This is a genomic window from Halomonas sp. ND22Bw (assembly GCF_003011945.1).
GTDB lineage: Bacteria > Pseudomonadota > Gammaproteobacteria > Pseudomonadales > Halomonadaceae > Halomonas > Halomonas halophila.
On the sequence record NZ_PXWD01001858.1, the window covers coordinates 1 to 233 of the forward strand.

Genomic DNA, 233 nt, shown 5'->3' on the forward strand with positions numbered 1-233 from the left:
CGCGCCGATCCTCTACACCGACCGGCGCACGGCCGAGCTGACCAAGTACGCCGCCAACGCGTTCCTGGCCACCAAGATCACCTTCATCAACGAGATGGCGGACCTGTGCGAGCAGGTGGGCGCCAACGTCCAGCAGGTCGCCCGCGGCATCGGCCTCGACAACCGCATCGGGTCGAAGTTCCTGCACGCGGGCCCGGGCTACGGCGGCTCGTGCTTTCCCAAGGACACCCTGG

At 68.2% G+C, this 233-nt stretch carries 1 pseudogene; it reads left to right on the forward strand.

The features are described 5' to 3' along the window. A pseudogene (locus CVH10_RS24720) lies at window positions 1-233 on the forward strand (UDP-glucose/GDP-mannose dehydrogenase family protein); the annotation flags it as partial.